This is a genomic window from Sporomusa intestinalis (genome assembly GCF_055383785.1).
This window is the reverse complement of record NZ_AP042390.1, coordinates 1,301,451-1,317,500: the sequence shown is the minus strand read 5'-3', so window position 1 is coordinate 1,317,500 and position 16,050 is coordinate 1,301,451. Positions and strand designations below refer to the sequence as shown.

16 protein-coding genes and 1 riboswitch are annotated in these 16,050 nt (G+C 50.7%); of the genes, 2 read left to right on the top strand and 14 right to left on the bottom strand.

Going from position 1 to position 16,050, the window contains the following annotated elements; all coding sequences use genetic code 11:
- Nucleotides 1-78 precede the first annotated feature (78 nt).
- The 8 genes from ACZ481_RS05975 to hydE all read right to left on the bottom strand — a co-directional run bounded on the left by ACZ481_RS05975 (nucleotide 79) and on the right by hydE (nucleotide 5,963).
- On the bottom strand, nucleotides 79-831 hold the full coding sequence (locus ACZ481_RS05975) for an amino acid ABC transporter ATP-binding protein (protein WP_464769250.1): 753 nt from the start codon (nucleotides 829-831) through the stop codon (nucleotides 79-81).
- The gene (locus ACZ481_RS05970; RefSeq protein WP_464769249.1) at nucleotides 828-1,544 is read right to left on the bottom strand and encodes an amino acid ABC transporter permease; all 717 of its coding nucleotides are present in this window, start codon (nucleotides 1,542-1,544) and stop codon (nucleotides 828-830) included. The genes ACZ481_RS05975 and ACZ481_RS05970 overlap by 4 nt, the downstream gene beginning before the upstream one ends.
- A gap of 4 nt (nucleotides 1,545-1,548) precedes the next feature.
- A complete protein-coding gene (locus ACZ481_RS05965; RefSeq protein ID WP_464769248.1) occupies nucleotides 1,549-2,286 on the bottom strand; it encodes an amino acid ABC transporter permease in 738 nt (245 codons plus the stop codon).
- A 17-nt stretch (nucleotides 2,287-2,303) separates the two neighbouring features.
- The gene (locus tag ACZ481_RS05960; RefSeq protein WP_464769247.1) at nucleotides 2,304-3,128 is read right to left on the bottom strand and encodes a transporter substrate-binding domain-containing protein; all 825 of its coding nucleotides are present in this window, start codon (nucleotides 3,126-3,128) and stop codon (nucleotides 2,304-2,306) included.
- A 27-nt stretch (nucleotides 3,129-3,155) separates the two neighbouring features.
- Nucleotides 3,156-3,830 carry a DUF1847 domain-containing protein gene (locus ACZ481_RS05955; RefSeq protein WP_464769246.1) on the bottom strand — a complete coding sequence of 225 codons (675 nt, stop codon included), beginning with the start codon at nucleotides 3,828-3,830 and terminating at the stop codon, nucleotides 3,156-3,158.
- A gap of 161 nt (nucleotides 3,831-3,991) precedes the next feature.
- Nucleotides 3,992-4,345 (bottom strand): nitroreductase, encoded by a 354-nt coding sequence (locus ACZ481_RS05950; protein ID WP_464769245.1) that lies wholly within the window; start codon nucleotides 4,343-4,345, stop codon nucleotides 3,992-3,994.
- 181 nt (nucleotides 4,346-4,526) lie between these two features.
- Nucleotides 4,527-4,892 (bottom strand): YezD family protein, encoded by a 366-nt coding sequence (locus ACZ481_RS05945; protein WP_464769244.1) that lies wholly within the window; start codon nucleotides 4,890-4,892, stop codon nucleotides 4,527-4,529.
- Nucleotides 4,893-4,916: 24 nt separating this feature from the next.
- A complete protein-coding gene (hydE, locus tag ACZ481_RS05940) occupies nucleotides 4,917-5,963 on the bottom strand; it encodes a [FeFe] hydrogenase H-cluster radical SAM maturase HydE (protein ID WP_464769243.1) in 1,047 nt (348 codons plus the stop codon).
- A 164-nt stretch (nucleotides 5,964-6,127) separates the two neighbouring features.
- A riboswitch (SAM riboswitch) is annotated at nucleotides 6,128-6,225 on the top strand.
- Nucleotides 6,226-6,300: 75 nt separating this feature from the next.
- Here hydE and ACZ481_RS05935 point away from each other — a divergent pair.
- The gene (locus ACZ481_RS05935) at nucleotides 6,301-7,440 is read left to right on the top strand and encodes a trans-sulfuration enzyme family protein (RefSeq protein ID WP_464769242.1); all 1,140 of its coding nucleotides are present in this window, start codon (nucleotides 6,301-6,303) and stop codon (nucleotides 7,438-7,440) included.
- Nucleotides 7,441-7,528: 88 nt separating this feature from the next.
- Here the strand turns inward: ACZ481_RS05935 and ACZ481_RS05930 are convergent, their stop codons facing one another.
- Nucleotides 7,529-8,857: an S-layer homology domain-containing protein gene (locus tag ACZ481_RS05930; RefSeq protein ID WP_464769241.1), complete on the bottom strand. Its 1,329-nt coding sequence runs from the start codon at nucleotides 8,855-8,857 to the stop codon at nucleotides 7,529-7,531.
- Between the two features lie 614 nt (nucleotides 8,858-9,471).
- Nucleotides 9,472-9,939 carry a MarR family winged helix-turn-helix transcriptional regulator gene (locus ACZ481_RS05925; protein WP_464769240.1) on the bottom strand — a complete coding sequence of 156 codons (468 nt, stop codon included), beginning with the start codon at nucleotides 9,937-9,939 and terminating at the stop codon, nucleotides 9,472-9,474.
- 136 nt (nucleotides 9,940-10,075) lie between these two features.
- Here ACZ481_RS05925 and ACZ481_RS05920 point away from each other — a divergent pair, with 136 nt between their 5' ends.
- On the top strand, nucleotides 10,076-11,317 hold the full coding sequence (locus ACZ481_RS05920) for an MFS transporter (RefSeq protein ID WP_464769239.1): 1,242 nt from the start codon (nucleotides 10,076-10,078) through the stop codon (nucleotides 11,315-11,317).
- Between the two features lie 247 nt (nucleotides 11,318-11,564).
- Here ACZ481_RS05920 and ACZ481_RS05915 read toward each other — a convergent pair whose 3' ends face one another.
- The 4 genes from ACZ481_RS05915 to cysK all read right to left on the bottom strand — a co-directional run bounded on the left by ACZ481_RS05915 (nucleotide 11,565) and on the right by cysK (nucleotide 16,019).
- Nucleotides 11,565-12,866, bottom strand: coding sequence for a nitrogenase component 1 (locus tag ACZ481_RS05915; protein WP_464769238.1), 1,302 nt, complete (start codon nucleotides 12,864-12,866; stop codon nucleotides 11,565-11,567).
- A complete protein-coding gene (locus ACZ481_RS05910; RefSeq protein WP_464769237.1) occupies nucleotides 12,867-14,333 on the bottom strand; it encodes a nitrogenase component 1 in 1,467 nt (488 codons plus the stop codon).
- A 130-nt stretch (nucleotides 14,334-14,463) separates the two neighbouring features.
- On the bottom strand, nucleotides 14,464-14,982 hold the full coding sequence (locus ACZ481_RS05905) for a nitroreductase family protein (protein ID WP_464769236.1): 519 nt from the start codon (nucleotides 14,980-14,982) through the stop codon (nucleotides 14,464-14,466).
- A gap of 74 nt (nucleotides 14,983-15,056) precedes the next feature.
- On the bottom strand, nucleotides 15,057-16,019 hold the full coding sequence (cysK, locus tag ACZ481_RS05900; RefSeq protein ID WP_464769235.1) for a cysteine synthase A: 963 nt from the start codon (nucleotides 16,017-16,019) through the stop codon (nucleotides 15,057-15,059).
- Nucleotides 16,020-16,050 lie beyond the last annotated feature (31 nt).

Genomic DNA, 16,050 nt, shown 5'->3' with positions numbered 1-16,050 from the left:
GAATTCCTCACTTGATTTTAATTATATATGCTAATTATACATAATTTAGGTGCAAAATAGCAGCTAGTACTTCATCTACTAGATCGCATAATCCTCAACAGGCAAAATTCTTTTCAGGAACTGTTTGGTTCTTTCTTCCCGCGGATGAAAAAGAATGTCCGCCGGCGGTCCCTGTTCAACAATTATCCCGCCATCAATAAAAATCACCCGGTCGGCAATATCACGGGCAAAGGATATTTCATGGGTTACGACAATCATCGTCAGGCCTTCCTGGGCTACTTTTTTCATCACCCCCAGCACCTCGCCTACCAGCTCAGGGTCTAAGGCCGAGGTCGGCTCATCAAAAAGAATGACTTCCGGATTCAGAGCCAGGGCTCTGGCAATTCCCACCCGCTGCTGCTGTCCGCCTGACAGCTGGCTGGGATAGGCGTCCCCTTTATCGGCCAGGCCAACCTTGGCCAGCAGCTGGCGGCTGGTTGCTTCTGCCTGTTCCCGGGGAACCTTCCGGGCGATCACCAGTCCTTCCATAATATTTTCCAGAGCGGTTTTATTCTTAAACAGATTATACAGTTGAAAGACCATCGCCGTACTTCTTCTGATTGCCAGGATCTCCTGCCGGGAGACGTGATTGCAATGAACCCGGGTGCTGCCGATGGCAATCTCCCCGTCGTCAGGCTGCTCCAAAAAATTCAGGCACCTGAGCAGGGTTGTCTTGCCTGAGCCGCTGGGGCCAAGGATAACAACAACCTCACCCTTTTCGACCTTCAGATCGATGCCTTTTAATACTTCCTGCTTGCCAAACGCTTTATGCAAGCCCTTAAGCTCAATCATACTACCCCACCCTTGCCATATACTCCGACCCGGCCTTCCAGAAAGGCCACCAGGCGCTCAACCAGCAGGCACAAGCACCAGTAAATAATAGCCGCCGCCACATAGGCCTCCAGGAACTTATAATTGCCGCTGGCCTCATAGAGTGTGCCATTAATAATCTCGACCACGGAAATGAGCGAGGCGATCGCCGACCCCTTAATCAGGCCGATGAAATTACTGCCGATTAGGGGGATCGCCACAGGCAGGGCCTGGGGGATAATAATTCGCCGCAGCATCTGGCCGGAGGTCATCCCGACCGAATAAGCAGCCTCATACTGGCCGGCAGGCACGGACTGCAGCGCCGTGCGCATGACCTCGGACAGATACACAGTGGCATTAATCGATAATCCGACTACAGCAATCAGCGTGTAGGACAGGTCCTTGGACGACAGGCGCAGGCCCAAGGTTTGGGCAAACGAATCAATACTCAAACTTACTGCCAGATAAAGGATGGTCAGTTGGAGAACAAGCGGCACCCCCCGCAGGAATATTACAACTACAGTCAGTATTTTATCGACGGGATGTACTTTGAATAACCTGGTTAAAGCAATGCCTGTGCCCAGCAATAGGCCAATGATTAGAGGCAGGACCGACAACAGCAGCACAACAGGAATATATTTTATCGCTATCCCGATTTCAAACAGTAAGAAAGAGACATCAAACTGAAACCCCACGCTCTCACCTGCCCACTACAGCAATTTTGTTATTTACCGCCCCTTGGGTACCGGGAATCGTATTGTTGATACCGATTCTTCTCTCCAGCCATTTAAAAAAACGTTCCAGGCCAAAACTCAATACAAAGAAGATGACAGCCGCAGCGGTGTAGGCCTCCAGCGAACGATGCGTGCTGCTGCTGATGGCCTGGATAATGCCGATGACATCAATGACCCCCAGCGTATAAGCCAAAGAGGTATCTTTAAGCAGCGACACCACCGTATTGCCCAGGGCAGGAATGGCAATCTGCAAGGCCTGGGGGGCGACAATACGGTGAAAAGCCTGCCAGCGGGTCATTCCCACAGAGAAAGCGGCTTCCATTTGTCCTTTCTCCACGCCGGTAACGGCAGACCTGACAATCTCAGATAAGAACGCGGCCGAATTCATGATATAAGTAAGCATGACAAATATCAGGGTATCCCAGCGGTTGATATTGGCGCCGAACGCCCCGGCGACCAGGGGCGCACCGATATACACAATAAACAGCAGCACCAGGATGGGAATCCCTCTGATAAAGGAAATATAGGCAGTAGCCAGTTGAGACACAATTGGTATTTTATACAGCCGGACCACCGCCAGGACTGTTCCCAGGATCAGACCAAAAAACAGCGCCACCGCCACAATGGCGACGGTGATATGCAGCCGGGACAGTAAATACGGAAAACTGTCAAGAAATAAACTAAAAAGAAATATATTTTCCATCCTGGTTTAGCCCTTCCTTATTGTTTTGGAATATAGTCTCCTCCCAGCCATTGCTGCGACAGCTTCACCAGTGTGCCATCCTCTTTCATGGTTTTGAGAACAGCATCAATATCCTTTTTCAGCTGCGCCCCGGTGGGATCGTCCTTGCGGTAGAGATAATAGGAATTGGAAAAGCTGATCGGCTCGCCTACAGTCTTAATTTTGGCTTTATAGGTAGCGCGATAATCATCCACATTGCGCTGGATATTGACAAACGCATCGGTCTTGCCGGATTCCAGGTTCTGCAGGGTTATCGTCGTGTCGGAGGCGGCAAATACCAAATTCAGCTTATTGCCGTGTTCCTTGTTCCATTTATCAACAACATAGGTTTTATTGGTAGAAGCCTTGCCGACTTCAATTGTGCCGTTTATTTTTGCCAGATCATCCAGGGTTGTTATATCATTCCGGTCTTCTTTGACCACCAGTTTCAGGTCATATACGGTTACACCCTCGTCACCAAACAAAAATTTATTTTTCCGTTCCGGATTCACCTCGAACTGATGGGCGGCCAGATCGATCTTGCCTGTTTCCAGACTGACCAGGATGGCGTTAAAATCAAATGTTTTAAACTCGAATTCATACTGGGGCAGCTTTTCATTGATTTTTTTGAGAACCTCAATCTCGAAGCCGGTGAGATTGCCCTTTTCATCTAAGAAGCAGTACGGTTTATAGGCATTGCCGGTACCGATGACAATTTTCTTTTTGGCGGCCGTTGCCGGTGCTGCAGACTGGCAGCCGGCCAGCGCCAGGGCCAGCAGTGTAACCACAGCCAGGGCCAGAGCAATCAATTTCGCTTTTTTCATAAATAAATCCCCCCGTTTTTTATTTACTTACTTTTCTTGCTGCAGCAGCCGCTTGTGATAGGAATGAGCCGTATATAAAGCCGCCACCGGATTATGGCCTGTTACCCTGTCTTTAACTACCAGGGTAGTAACCAGGGCGTCCGAGTATTTGGTAAATAAGGAATCATGACCCACACACAGCCCGACAACAACATTCAAGTCGGTTTTTTGATAATTCAGGATGCGGGCCTGCAAAAGCGGATTGCACATGGCCTCATGATTGCCCGGCCTGAGCTTGTGCTCTTCCAGCACGCCAATATCGGCTTTATCAACAGACCCCACCTTGCAGATGGCGCTGTAATAGTCTAAGCCTTTGGCCGCCAGGATGCCGGCAAATATCTTGGCTTCTTCGATCAACCCGGCGCAGGTCGCAATACCAATTTTCTTTGCCCCGATCCGGTTGGCAAACTCAATAATCTCTTCCACCCTGGTCTTTTTGCCGTAAAAAAGTCCCTCGACCTGCGCCGACGCCCGGGCTACAACGGCATCCTGATGATCTCCCTGCAGGTAACTTTTAATTTCCTCAATATCGCCGGCAATCGAATGGCCGCCATTATCTTTTGTGGTTAGGCAAAAGCCCGGAAACTGCCGGCTTCTGGACCGGCAGTTATACACACTGCAATCCGTGCAGCTCAGCTGTTGTAAGTCTTGTTTGGTACTCATGCTCCATTCCCCCACTATTCGTTGTCTGTGTGCAAATAAAAGAGGCCGAAGATGTTCTGCACATCCCCGGCCTTCAGTTTTCTGATCAACCAAGTATTCTCTCACTATAAAAATTTATTGTAGCATGATTGGCTGTCAAGGCTATGTATCATGCGCTAAAATTATTCATGCAGGTTTGCTTCCCGGGCATACCGTTTGGCCTCATCCAGGTCCTGCTGGGTAAGCATTGCATCCCGCAGCCTGCTAACGCGTTTGCCGATACTGTTATTAAGAAACCGGAAAGCAGCGGACTTCTCCTCCAGCTCATTCTTCATAAACCGGATGCAGCCGTTGCACTCCCGGTTGCCGACCGCAGGCCCCCGGGCATCAATTCCATGCCACCAGGCCATAAGGCGCATCCCCAGCAGCAGCGGTTCCCGTACCAGCCGGAACCACCAGTACCGCTGATAGCACCACCGGGCAAGAAGGTTGGCGCAATTTCTGCAAACAATACGGGCCGAGCCGGGTGCCGTCATCCATACCCCTCCCTCAGCGATTGTAGAAAGGCTGTAGGAAAATAAAAGACCAGGGTTCCGCTTAGCGGACCTTGGCCTTCAGTATATTTCTGATCAGCACATAATCGCTTGTAATGGCCTCAGACTGCTGAGTACCATATTTGTAAGTTATGATAGCATATTACTTTATAGGTGTCAACGCTTAAATTCCTTCGCCGTGGAGTCCGGTAAATTTGCCTACCCGGTATTTTTCTGTCCGCTCCACCTGAATAATTTGCCCTGCCTGAATTTGGATGGCAACCTTCCCATACTCCATGCCACTGACAGATTGTAAAATCCGCGTCCGCAAAGCAGCGCCGTCTGCTGCCTTCACTGTAGTTTTGCCGCTGGCTTTCGGCTGCTGCTCACAGATCCGGATTTTCTCCAGCTTTTCAATCTGAATTACCTTTGAATCCTGGACTACTAAAGTAAGCGAACCAAAACTAATATCCCGCACCGCATGCTCAATAAGCTCAAGGCCGGCATCGGAAAAATGCCTGCCTGTACTCATAAGGTCCTGTTTAGTCATTGATATTTCCTCCATTTGGCTCTACTAGGCATGTTTTTGCCTGAATCCATACGTCTCAGACACTTGCCGGCCAATACCCTGTATTTTACCGGTAATACAGCCCCGGCAATGGGCCGGTGTATCATTGATACAGATTTTTCCCGGATATAGCAGGTACATTTGCCGGTATTCCCCTTCGGTAACATTGGGCATAACCACATTGGCGCCACGCTGCAGGGCCAGTACGCGCCCCTGGGGATGAAGTGACTCCATTGCCGTCGTCGCCGGAATGTTAATATCAGGCAACAGCAGGCGGGTCATGGCCATGACTTTGGTGCTCAGTTCGAAGGTGCCACCGGCCGCAGCGGCCAGCGGGGTATCCGGGTTAGGAATAAACGGCCCTACCCCGATCATATCGGCGTCCAGCTTTTTAAAGAAAAGAATATCGTCAGCCAGCGACTCTAATGTCTGGCCCGGAAGCCCAACCAAACAGCCGGTGCCCAGTTCAAAGCCCAGTTCCTTTATATCCTGCAGACATCGCACCCGGTTATCCCAGCTCATCCCCGGGTCCAGTTGCTCGTACAGTGCTTTGTCTGTTGTCTCAATCCGGAGCAGATAGCGGTCGGCCCCGGCTTCCCGGTAGGCTTGGTACACGGCCCGGGGCTTTTCACCCACGCTGACTGTGATTGCCAAACCAAGCTGCTTAATTTTCTTAATGATGGTAACCATCGTAGCAACATCAAAACATTCGTCTTCCCCTGACTGCAATACCACGGTGCGGTAGCCGTATGATTTTGCCTTGCCGGCAAAATCAATAATTGTGTCGATATCCAGCCGGTAACGGTCTACCTTGTTATTGTCACGCCTCAGACCGCAATACAGACAGTTTTGTTTGCAAATATTGGAAAATTCGATAAGACCGCGCAGGTGAACCTCGTCCCCCACATACTTCCGACGCACCCGGTCGGCAGCAGCAAAAAATTCTGCTGTATATTGATTATCTGTCAACAGCGCAACCATTTCGCACTTTGTAAGTTCATGGGTTATTTCGGCCTTTGTAATTAATGCCCGGATATCGCCTACGTCCGTCATACGCTCAGTGCCTCCCCCTGTATTCCCAAAACAGCTGTACCCTTTTGCAATTATGATATCTGGTTTTTGAACTGCCGTCAATAAAAAGAACATCGTCCAGTTAACAAATGTCTATTGACAAATGGTAATAACTATGACAAAATAATAACCAATAATTGAATAGCAACTTATCAAGAGTGGTCGAGGGACTGGCCCTATGACACCCGGCAACCGGCATTTATGCAAGGTGCTAAATCCAGCGGAGCAATCCGGAAGATGAGTTATCAGCGTATATAGGCGGCTCTTCTTGCGGAAGAGCTGTTTTTTCTTACCATTATTAAAACAGGAGATGATCGCTATGAAATTTGCTACCAAAGTTGTTCAAGCCGGACTGGTCAGTGACAAAACTACCGGTGCTATCAGTACACCCATCTATCAGACAGCCACCTTCCGTCATCCCGAGCTTGGCCGCAGTACCGGCTTCGACTATTCGCGCACGCAGAATCCAACCCGCAAAGCCGTGGAAGAGGCAGTGGCAGCCCTGGAGGAAGGCCATGCCGGCTTCGCCTTTGGCTCAGGCATGGCAGCCATTACATCGCTACTCATGCTGTACCGGCCCGGTGATCATATTGTCCTAACCGAAGACTGTTATGGCGGCACCTACCGCATTGTCGACAAATTATTTAATGAATTTGGCCTCACTGCCACTTTCGTGGACACCAGCGATCTGATCCAGGTACAACAGGCGCTGCAGCCGGCCACCAAAGCCATCTTGCTGGAAACACCGACAAACCCGTTGATGAAAATCGCCGATATAAAAGCCATCGTTGGTCTTGCCCGCAGCAGCGGGAAGCCTATCCATGTCATTGTCGACAACACCTTTTTATCCCCCTATCTGCAACGGCCGCTAACCCTTGGCGCCGACATCGTTGTCCATAGCGGCTCCAAGTATCTGTCAGGCCACAATGATGTTGTCTGCGGCCTGGTAGTAGCCAAAGACCCTGCCCTCTGTGAAAAAATCGGCTTCATCCAAAATGCGGCCGGCGCTATCCTCGGACCGCAGGACAGCTGGCTGCTGCTGCGCGGCTTAAAAACCCTGGCCATCCGGCTGCGCCAGCATGAGGAAAACGCCCTTATTGTCGCCAAATGGCTGGTCACGCACCCCAGTGTTACCAAAGTGTATTATCCGGGGCTGCCGGATCATCCCGGCAAGGAAATACAGGATGGGCAAGCAGCAGGGTATGGCGGCATGCTTTCTTTTGTCGTGGACCATCCCCGCCTGCCGGCGCAGGTGCTGCGTAAAATAAAAGTTCTCCAGTTTGCCGAGAGCTTAGGCGGTGTCGAATCCCTGATTACCTTCCCCGCCGTCCAAACCCATGCCGATATCCCGGCAGACATCCGGCAGCGGTTAGGCATCAGCGACTGTCTGCTGCGCTTGTCGGTGGGCATTGAGGATGTTGAGGACATCATTGCCGATTTGGCCCAGGCCCTGGATTAACAGCGAATTTGAAAAATAGAGTCAGAGACCAGTCTCTGACTCTATTTTTCTTTTATGATGTTTGCCCGCTGCCGGCCGGTGTTATAACTCAAAAATTGGCTACAACCGCCGCCCGGTAATATTGATAACCGCGGTCGTCACCAGCAGCAGCCTCTTTGTCAGTCAGCTTTTGATAAGCCACATAGGCTCTTAGGCTTTTACTGAACCCGTAATTATAAGCAACGTTTAAGCCTTTTAAATTTCTCACATCGGAAAATGCTTCAGTAACACCTGCTCCAGCCTTGCTTTGCAGGCTATAGGAGGTTAGTCTGCTGATCGAGTTTTTATCAACATGGTAGTATTTTACAACTATATTGTTCTGGCCTCTGGCCACAATCTCCTGATTACCGATTGTGGCTACAGCTGCCCAGGCCGTCTTATCTGCATCGGCTTGCTGGTTATAAACATACTCGCCTCCCAGCGAAAAACCGTCATCAAATCGATATTTAGCATTGCCGTACAGGTATTCTGCCAGGGTTGTATGTACAGTCCCCCGGTCTTTGAGGGTGGCGTACCCGGCGCCATAATTGAGTTTGCCCTGCTGGGCGGCCGCCTCCAGCGAGGCAACGTCAATCGTTGTGCCGGCCGACCCGTTCTTTTGCTGGCGGCCCCAGTTGCCGACAAGATTAACTGCGCCGGCTGCCGTTGCGAATTTTATACCGTCAAAGCTGATAGCGCCGTTGTCCACGATGAAACCGGTTGTCCCCAGCTTCAGCTCCTGGGCGCCAACTGTAGTTTTCACGGCGCCAATAGTACTAGTCAGAAAAATCCGGTCAAGCGTAATGTTATTTTTGTTATCATCGGCGGCTGCGTTGGACCCAAAGCTGGTAAAAGTTGCACTGGAATACTTATATTTCGTACCCGCTTTGGCCGTGCCTGATGCCAGCCGCAACCCCAGACTGCTTTTATCATCGACTTTAGCCACCCCATTCAGTCTGACGCGGTAGGCCCCACCGACACTGGAAGCAACTGTGCCGTTATTGTCCTGTGAGGTATAACGGACTTCGGCAATGCCGCTAAACTTAAGATTAGGCTGATTTTTCTCCAGCTTGTTCAGGCGGACGCCAATAGTATTCAGTTCGGCAGCAAATTCTGCCGCGAGTTTATCCAATAATCCCTGCTGCTGAGTGTTGGCCCTGGTGTAATTCTCCAGGCTGCGGCCTATGACAACAGCAAATTCATAACGGGTCAATGCCTTATCGCCGCGAAAGGCGCCATCACTATAGCCGTCAACCAAACCGGCTTGCTGCAACTGCCTGACAGCGTCATAAGCCCAGTGGCTGGCGGCAACGTCGGTAAATTCATTTGCGGCCACAGCCGTACCGGCCATACTCAGGACTAACACAATCGCGATTAACAGTATCATTGATTTTTTCATTTCAGACTTTGCCTCCTTGTATAATTGAGATGGTCAAGGGAAATTACCGGCAATTGTTACACATAACAAAACCTCCTTCAAAATTTGCACCTTGCAGGAGGAGGTCAAACAATGCTATATTTATAGCAAGGCAGACCTCACTCGTGAGGTGTGTTGGGGAGGAAGTCGCTCCACTCTTGGTCGGGGAGGGCGGCTTCCTTTTATATTAATAAGATAAGACTTGGCTTGGGCCGAGTACGTTAGTACGATGGCAGAAGCCTCTTGTGCCCTTTAGGGTATAGTCCTTCTTATGCCCACAGAATTTATTTATAAATTCTGGTAGAATAAAAAGGCTGTGTCCCAGGTTAATTGGGAAACAGCCTCCAGCTTTTAGCCAGCCAGTTGTCCAAATAATGGCTTTTTACATAGACAAGCACCGGTCACCGGTGTGTAAGCAGCATCGCCCCTGTTCAATAAAATAAGGCCAGAACAGCGTTTCCCCAGAAACGGCATTCTGACCTTCGGCTTTTTTCCAATCAGTCTTAATCCACAGCATTTAGCTATGGATTAAATTATAACGTAAACTACTGTAAAAAGGCAAGAGTATTTTCTGTTCTCAGCTTAATTTTTTTACATCAGCGATTATTCTCAAACCCTGTTTTCCCGAAATCCCGTTCCTTCCGCTCCGCCGCCTTACAGGCCATTTTCTGCAGCAGGCCATAGACCGTACTCCGTTCCGCTGCCGTCAGGTCACTTGTCATGATCTCGGCCCAATCATTAAGTACGGAACGGATGACTGGTTCCATTGCCCGCCCTTTCTCTGTCAGGAACACCTTATTGGCCCGTCTGTCGCTCGCATCAACCTCCCTATATACATACCCCAGCTCCTCTAACGCCAGAATTGCCCGGGCCGTTGTCGCCTTATCCACATAAAAATATTTGCTCATTATATCCTGCGTTACGCCCTCCTGGCGGTACAAGAATAATAAATACCGGTAATGCTTGTCGCCAATGCCATAGTCGGCAAAGCTTTTATCAAAATAAGCCTGCCCGGTGCGGTATAAGATGGATATCCACTTGCCCATGTACGGTCTTTCCTGCATATGCCACCTGCCATTTACGTATTTGCTCATAGTAAGACTTGCCTCTGCTACTACCAAACTATCACAAAATAGTTGACCGCGCAACTATTTTGTGATAGTTTGGTAGGTAAAGTACTGCCAGAGGAGTCTCCAGCCTATGCGGATTGTAAAATCATTGTCCAGCACGCAGCCTTTCCGGGCCCTGCAACACCGCAATTATGCGTTATTTTTCTTTGGCCAGGGTATCTCATTAATCGGCACCTGGATGCAGCGCATCACGATCGGCTGGTTAGTATACCGGCTGACCGGATCGGCCTTAATGCTGGGCACGGTCAGCTTTGCCACGCAAATCCCGACCCTCCTGTTAGCGCCCTTGGCCGGCGTGCTGGCCGATCGCCTGAATAAGCACCGGCTGTTACTGGTCACCCAGATCCTGTCCATGCTGCAGGCCTTGGTGCTGGCAGGCCTCGTCCTCTCAGAGCAGGCTCAAATCTGGCATATCCTGGTCCTGGGCTCTTGCCTCGGAATCATTAATGCTTTTGATATGCCTGTAAGACAGTCCTTTATCATTGAAATGCTGGAATCAAAAGCCGACTTAGGCAATGCCATCGCTTTGAACTCTTCCCTGGTCAACGGCGGAAAAATCATGGGGCCTTCCATTGCCGGCATGCTCATCCTGCTGCTGGGGGAAGGAATGTGCTTCCTGTTAAATGGACTCAGTTATATCGCCGTTATCCTGGCCCTGCTGTCCATGCGGCTGCCGGTACAGCCGGCTGTTGCGCCCCAGAAAAAAATATGGTTTGCATTGCGGGAAGGATTTCAGTATGCCGCATCTTCCCCAACCATCCGTTCGGTACTCATGCTGGTTGCACTGGTAAGCCTGGCCGGTATGCCCTATATAGCCTTAATGCCCGTCTTTGCCGGGACAATTTTGCAGGGCGGGCCGGATACGCTGGGCTACCTGATGTTCGCGAACGGTGCCGGTTCCTTAATCGCCTCGGCCTTCCTCACTACCCACGCCGGTACAATTAAAATGGCCTATCTGCTTATTTTTGCCTCTTCGCTCCTGGGCTTGGGCCTGATTTTGTTTTCTTTGTCCACGCAGTTTTGGCTGTCCTTTGCGGTGATTATCAGTGTTGGCTTCGGCCTGATGCTGCACTCTGTTTGCAGCAATACGCTGCTGCAAACGGTGGTTGCCGACAACAAACGCGGCCGGATCATGAGTTTTTATACCATGGCTAATATGGGCATAACCCCTTTTGGTAACCTGCTGGCTGGAGTTTTTGCCAACGACTGGGGGGCCGGCCCCACCATTTTTGTCTGTGGTGTTTGCTGCCTCCTGGGGTCGGCGATCTTTGCCCGGCAGGCAAAAAAAGCAAAAAATGCCCTGCCCCATTGACACCGCTATCCTGTTGTAGTACTATAATCTTAAATTACAAGGCTGATTGGTAAACACCGAAGGCTAAGGTATATCTCAGATATACCCTGGCCTTTGTTTTTTTACATCCTGCAGCCTGCCTCCCCTTCAATTAATTATATAGCAATAAGGCCAAAGAGCTTGCATGGCGGATAGCTTCTTTGGCCTTATTGCCTGCTTGGTCTTGTTAACACGCTGATTACTCCAAATCGGTGTTGTTTTTCTTTCCCTAATTGAACCGGGTAAGCACAACCGAATAGATGTCCTCCAGCAGTTTAAGCCCGCCGCCATAGCCCACATAGGAGCTGTTGATAACCAGTCTTTCTTTTAGCGGCCAGGAGACTGACAAATAATGGGCCTGTGTTTTTTGGGCCACCTTCTTTTCCCAGGAGCTGCCGATAATGAGGGGATAGCCGGTAAAATAGGTATCTTTAATTTCATCCTGAATCAGACAGCCGTCGGCAAGAAAGCTCACCTCGGCGGTGATCCCATAGTTCAATTGTTTGAATTCCGCCCGGATCTGTTCCTGATACTCAGGTGGCGTATTGTCGGTAATATATTGCTTAGAGGGAAACAAACCAACATCATTCACGAGAAATTTGGTAATGGCTAAGGAATATTGCGCATCGGCAACGACAACAAACCGTTTGGACATCACCCTGGTCTCCAAAAACACGTCGGCGAACCGTTCAATAAAATAATAGTATTTTCTTTCCTTCTCCGTTATAATGTCCTCAACCTTTTGCTTGTCGATCCCGGCAAAGTCGGCCACTGCCCGTAAGAACTTACTGGTTTCAAAAGAGCCGATCGGCAGTGTGGGCAGGTGCAGGTAAGGTGTCCCGAATTTCTCCTGCAGGAGTTTTACATTGCTCAGGCCAACCCAGGGCGACGCCAGCAGGTTAAGTTCCGCGGCCGGTATTTTGTCGATATTCTTAATGCCCCGGTCATACCCGAAAATGGTATTGGGGATGAGTCCAAGCTGGGCAACAAGGTTTTCCAGTTCGAATAAATTGCCGTACCAAAAGGGATCGTACTGGGGAACACTGGCCCAGATATTCACAAGCCCTGTGATCTTTTGGGCCGCCGGCCGCAAGTATTGTTCAATAATCGCCTGGACTACCCATTCATGGCCCAGCAAATTATTCCCCTTAAAACCTGCTGTGGAAGCAAAAATGACAGGTTTTCCCCCATCCTGGCAGGAGCGGACGACCTCTTCCATATCATCGCCGATAATCTCGGATGCGCAGCTGCTTAATACAACATACAGGTCGGCATTGACTACTTTGCGGGCATTCTCAATGGTTTCCCGTAGCCGTTCCGCCCCGCCAAAAACAACATCTTTTTCATTAAGATTGGTGCAGGGAAAAACCCGCGGCGCAAAATGCCCGGAACCGCCGTAATTCCCCCCCTGCAGTTTATCCGCACAGCCAGGCCCCGAGTGCAGTATCGGCAGGGCCTTCGTGATTCCCTGCACGGTCTGCATGGCGGCCATGGCGCATTTATACCTTGGCTGATCCAGTATTTTCGGCATCTATTTCACATCCTCTTTCAGGAAGGCTGCGGTATCCTGCTGATACCACCAATCGGAATAAGGCAGTGTAATCCGGGCAGCAAGATTTTTCTCGAAGCTCCGGTTCCTGATGGTGTCAAGTATGGTATTGGCAAAATCCAGTGTCCCCCGGTAGCCAAACGTCTTATATTCATCACCAAGGAACAGGGCCGCGATCCCTTGCTTAATCGCCCAGACAGTCGTGCCCGGGTGCCTGGCCAGATAAATATCCGGCTTATAGGTATTTAATATATTAAGAATTTCAAAATTCTGCTGATCACTTACACTTACTTTAAAATTATCGGGATTGTCTGCGACCAGCTGCTCCAGGTAAGGAGGAGCCTCCCCGTTGTCATATTTCGCATCAAAATGCCATGAGGCCACCCATACGACCTCGATGCCAAGCTCCTGCAGCACACGGGACACCTGAAAGGCAAAGCTCGCTCCCATTCCGAGTACGGCCCGCAAGCCTGTAAGCTGCTGTTTTACAGCCTCAATTTTAGGCAGATAGAATGCCCGTTCCCGTTCAATATAAGCCGCCACGGCCGCGTCTTGCCCGATTACCCGTCCGATCTCCCGGAGCCAGGTCTCAAAGCCGGCTATCCCTAAGGGGTTGATGGTCTTGATATAGGGCACTCCGTATTCCTGCTCCAGACCATTGCCCAGATAGGTTCCCAACGTGCCGCAGATGGACACGGTCGCCTGGGCTTCTGCCAAACGGGAAAGCTCCTCTACCGTCGAATTGGCATAAAAGAAAAAGGGCTCAACCCCAAAATTGGCAAAAATTTCGATGATTTCTTTTCTGGCGCTTTCGTTAAAGTTTTTGAAGTTGATTATATTGCTCTTTTTTTGCGGCGGCTTGACGAGGCTGGTAAGCACAGCATGGTCGGCCGCGTCAAAACCGGAGGCCCATACCCTCGATTTAAAGCCTTCGCAATGAACCGGCGCCAGCGGAACCGGCAATTCAGCCTGCAGCTCAGCAATGACACTGTCAACATCTTCGCCGATAATCCCCGACACGCAGGAGGTTCCCACAAAAATTGCCTTGGGTTGGTAGCGGCTGTAGGTCTCGATGATAATTTGCCGAAGACCCTCTGTCGCTCCAAAAATGGTATCCGCTTCATCCATATCGGTTCCCAGGAAAACGGTATTGTATTCGATGCCCCGCTTGGCCGCAAGCTGAGTATAATGGACAATGGTCGTAGAAGATCCTGCCGTGCAGCCTGAGGGTGCGTGATTGATCACGGCAACGTCGCTGATGCTGGCCAGCTGGTTTAACGCGCAGCCGGCATCACAAGAGCTGGACTGACTGAAGCAGCGTTCCCTTTCCTGCAGCGTTCCGCATTTACTCTGCCGCACCAGGTCGTGCAGATCCCCGGAATAGCCGGTGATTGATCCTAGCCGGCTTTCGCGCGTACCGGCTGAAGTAACCTGTAGGTTAATGGTCATAACTATGCTCCTTTATGTTTATTTGCTGGAAAACAGAAAGGCCGGTACAACATTTCCCAATGTTTACCGGCCTTTAGCCTTTTCAACTAATCAGCACCAGCTATTTTGTTTTGCGATGAATACATGCTTATCAGAAGCTTTCCCAGACCACAAGCTCTGCTAACGGCTTCCGCGCTGCATCATGCCGGTCCGGTGATTTGGCTTCCCCGGCAGCGTAGCCGATGCCGATTATATTAATGGGTTCCAGGTGATCGGGAATATTAAATTCCCGGCGAATTACGACCGGATCAAAGTAGCACACCCACAGTGTTCCCAGGCCCAGTTCAGTTGCCGCCAGAATGATATGGTCGGTAACAATACTGGCATCAATATCCACACTTTTTTTCTTGTCGTAAGGCCGTACCCAGGCCGTCTCATGATCACCGGCAACAATGATGGCCAGCGGTGCGCCATACACATTAGCCCCTTGCCTGAGCTTTTCCAGGCCGGCCTGCTCCTGTACAACAAGCAACCGGCTGGGCTGATTGTTATGGGCTGAAGGGGCAACGCGGCCAGCTGCCAAGAGCTGCTGCAGCTTTTCGGCCTCCACCGGCCTGTCTTCATATTTGCGCACAGAATATCGCTGTTTTACCAAACTGAAAATACTCACGAAAATCCCTCCTGCTCTACTTTACTGGTGCCATTCTCACCTATTTACTTATAACTATACCATAGTTGCGCCGGTTAACGCCAGTACAGGCTGCCTTCGTCGGTCAGGTCTTTAAAAAGGACTGTTGATAAATACCGTTCCCCCGTATCCGGCAGCAGGGCAACCACGGTTTTGCCGGCATTTTCGGGCCGCCGGGCTATCTGCGCGGCAGCAAAGGCCGCCGCGCCGGAGGAAATGCCGACAAGCAGTCCCTCCACCCTGGCCAGCACCCGGGCCGTATCAATCGCCTCGTCATTTTTCACCTTGTAGATTTCATCGACAGCCTCAAATTTAAACACCTTGGGGACAAAGCCAGCCCCAATTCCCTGAATCTGATGCGGGGCAGGATTACCGCCAGACAAAACAGCAGAATCATTGGGCTCAACGGCAACAATCCGGACACCGGGCTTACGGGCCTTAAGCACCTCACCCACGCCGGTAACGGTGCCGCCGGTGCCGACACCGGCAACAAATATGTCGACCTTGCCCTCCGTATCACGCCAGATTTCCTCGGCTGTTGTCTCCCGGTGAATGGCCGGATTGGCGGGATTATTGAACTGCTGCAAAATGACAGAGTCCGGAATCCGCACCGACAGCTCCTCCGCTTTGCGGATAGCCCCCTTCATCCCGTCAGCGCCCGGCGTCAGCACCAGCTCGGCCCCCAGGGCCTTTAACAACGCCCGGCGCTCCAGGCTCATGGTATCCGGCATGGTAAGAATGATACGATAGCCTCTGGCTGCGGCCACAAAAGCCAGGCCAACACCGGTATTGCCGCTGGTAGGCTCAATAATCACCGCCCCGGGTTTGAGCACGCCTGTTTTTTCAGCGTCCGCCACCATGGAATTGGCGATCCGGTCTTTTACACTCCCCAGCGGGTTATAATATTCGAGCTTAAGCAGCAGGTCAGCCTTTAGTCCGGCCAGCTTGGCAAAAGAATTGGGCCGCAGCAGCGGCGTATTGCCAATAAGCTCTGTCAGATTATCCACAATAACAGGCATTCTTATTCCTCCTCTAGTTAGTGTTACTCAC

What these genes read in the sequence shown, in the direction of transcription:
- ACZ481_RS05975 (WP_464769250.1), bottom strand. Translation starts at nt 831, where the DNA reads ATGATTGAGCTTAAGGGCTTGCATAAAGCGTTTGGCAAGCAGGAAGTA.
- ACZ481_RS05965 (WP_464769248.1), bottom strand. Translation starts at nt 2,286, where the DNA reads ATGGAAAATATATTTCTTTTTAGTTTATTTCTTGACAGTTTTCCGTAT.
- ACZ481_RS05960 (WP_464769247.1), bottom strand. Translation starts at nt 3,128, where the DNA reads ATGAAAAAAGCGAAATTGATTGCTCTGGCCCTGGCTGTGGTTACACTG.
- ACZ481_RS05955 (WP_464769246.1), bottom strand. Translation starts at nt 3,830, where the DNA reads ATGAGTACCAAACAAGACTTACAACAGCTGAGCTGCACGGATTGCAGT.
- ACZ481_RS05950 (WP_464769245.1), bottom strand. Translation starts at nt 4,345, where the DNA reads ATGACGGCACCCGGCTCGGCCCGTATTGTTTGCAGAAATTGCGCCAAC.
- ACZ481_RS05945 (WP_464769244.1), bottom strand. Translation starts at nt 4,892, where the DNA reads ATGACTAAACAGGACCTTATGAGTACAGGCAGGCATTTTTCCGATGCC.
- hydE (WP_464769243.1), bottom strand. Translation starts at nt 5,963, where the DNA reads ATGACGGACGTAGGCGATATCCGGGCATTAATTACAAAGGCCGAAATA.
- ACZ481_RS05935 (WP_464769242.1), top strand. Translation starts at nt 6,301, where the DNA reads ATGAAATTTGCTACCAAAGTTGTTCAAGCCGGACTGGTCAGTGACAAA.
- ACZ481_RS05930 (WP_464769241.1), bottom strand. Translation starts at nt 8,857, where the DNA reads ATGAAAAAATCAATGATACTGTTAATCGCGATTGTGTTAGTCCTGAGT.
- ACZ481_RS05925 (WP_464769240.1), bottom strand. Translation starts at nt 9,939, where the DNA reads ATGCAGGAAAGACCGTACATGGGCAAGTGGATATCCATCTTATACCGC.
- ACZ481_RS05920 (WP_464769239.1), top strand. Translation starts at nt 10,076, where the DNA reads ATGCGGATTGTAAAATCATTGTCCAGCACGCAGCCTTTCCGGGCCCTG.
- ACZ481_RS05915 (WP_464769238.1), bottom strand. Translation starts at nt 12,866, where the DNA reads ATGCCGAAAATACTGGATCAGCCAAGGTATAAATGCGCCATGGCCGCC.
- ACZ481_RS05910 (WP_464769237.1), bottom strand. Translation starts at nt 14,333, where the DNA reads ATGACCATTAACCTACAGGTTACTTCAGCCGGTACGCGCGAAAGCCGG.
- cysK (WP_464769235.1), bottom strand. Translation starts at nt 16,019, where the DNA reads ATGCCTGTTATTGTGGATAATCTGACAGAGCTTATTGGCAATACGCCG.